The organism is uncultured Campylobacter sp. (assembly GCF_937949835.1).
Taxonomy (GTDB): domain Bacteria; phylum Campylobacterota; class Campylobacteria; order Campylobacterales; family Campylobacteraceae; genus Campylobacter_B.
In genome coordinates, this window is sequence record NZ_CALEDC010000210.1 from 1 (window position 1) to 1,336 (window position 1,336).

Sequence of the window (1,336 nt, forward strand, 5' to 3'; positions counted from 1 at the left end):
TAAAATTTAATCGCAAAGACGCGCTGCAAGAAAAATCTAAACATTAAAATTTCAAAACTGGCGCTATGCGGCAGAGCCTCGCGCAGAAACCGACAAAATTTAAAGCCTTGCTCGCGCATTCCGCCGCTAAATTTAAAAGACGAAATTTCACGCCCAAATTCTGCGAGCATAAAATTTCAAAGCGCGATCGCGACTTAAAATTTAGCCGCAGGCCGTGTAAATGAAGCCAATGCCCACGCGGAATTCGGTGAGCATTAGTCGATCGTAGCCTGCTCCTCTTTTTGCTTGTAGCTTTCGATAAAATCGCCCACGCGCATATCGTCGTAGCCCTCGATGCCTACGCCGCACTCGAAGCCCTTGGCAACCTCTTTGGCGTCATCTTTGAAGCGCTTGAGCGAGCTAACGTTGCCCTCGAAAACGATGACGCCATCTCTGATGACGCGGATCTTCGCGCCGCGAGCGATGAGCCCGTCGGTAACCATACAGCCCGCGATCTGCCCGATCTTAGGCACGTTGATGACCTGCCTGATCTCGGCTTGACCCAGGGCCTCCTCGCTGATAATCGGGCTCATAAGACCGCCCAAAAGCGCTTTGATATCGTCAATGAGATTGTAGATGACGTTGTAGGTCTTAATCTGTGCGCCGCGCTCCTTGGCAAGCTCTTTGATCTCGCCCGTAGGACGGACGTTGAAGCCCAAGATCACGCAGTTTTCGCTGGCGCTTGCTAAGGCGATGTCGTTTTGCGTGATACCGCCGATGCCGCTGTGGATGATATCGACCTTGACCTCGTCGTTGCGGAGCTTCTCAAGGCTTGCTTTGATAGCTTCCAGCGAGCCCGCGACGTCGGCCTTGACAATCACCGGAAGGCTTTTTAGCGAGCCTTCGGCGATCTTGGCGCTTAGCTCGTCGATGGTGACCTTGGTCGATTTGCTAAGCTCTTTTTGGCGCTGATGCTCGTAAATTTTGCTCGCGTACTCGCGCGCTTCCTTGTCGCTTGAAACGCCAATCAGCGTCTCGCCGGCGCCCGGAACCTCGCTAAGACCTATGATGACGCCGCATTCGCCCGGTAAAATTTGCTTTAGCGCCCTGCCCTTATCGTCGCTAAGCGCGCGCACCTTGCCGTATGCGATACCCGCTACGACGGTATCGCCGACGTGCAGAGTCCCGTTTTGCACGATGACGGTAGCAACGGCGCCGCGCCCTTTTTGAAGGGAACTTTCTATGATGGTTGCCTTAGCCTGCTTGCTAGGATCTGCTTTGAGCTCCAAAAGATCGGCTTGCAAAAGCACGATCTCTAATAAATTTTCAATTCCCTCACCTGTTTTTGCGGAGATCG

1 protein-coding gene is annotated in these 1,336 nt (G+C 53.1%); it reads right to left on the reverse strand.

Features of this window, described 5'->3' with window-relative positions:
- Positions 1-254 precede the first annotated feature (254 nt).
- Positions 255-1,336: translation initiation factor IF-2 (gene infB / locus Q0256_RS04880; protein WP_297960606.1), on the reverse strand; the 1,082-nt coding region annotated here is incomplete at its 5' end.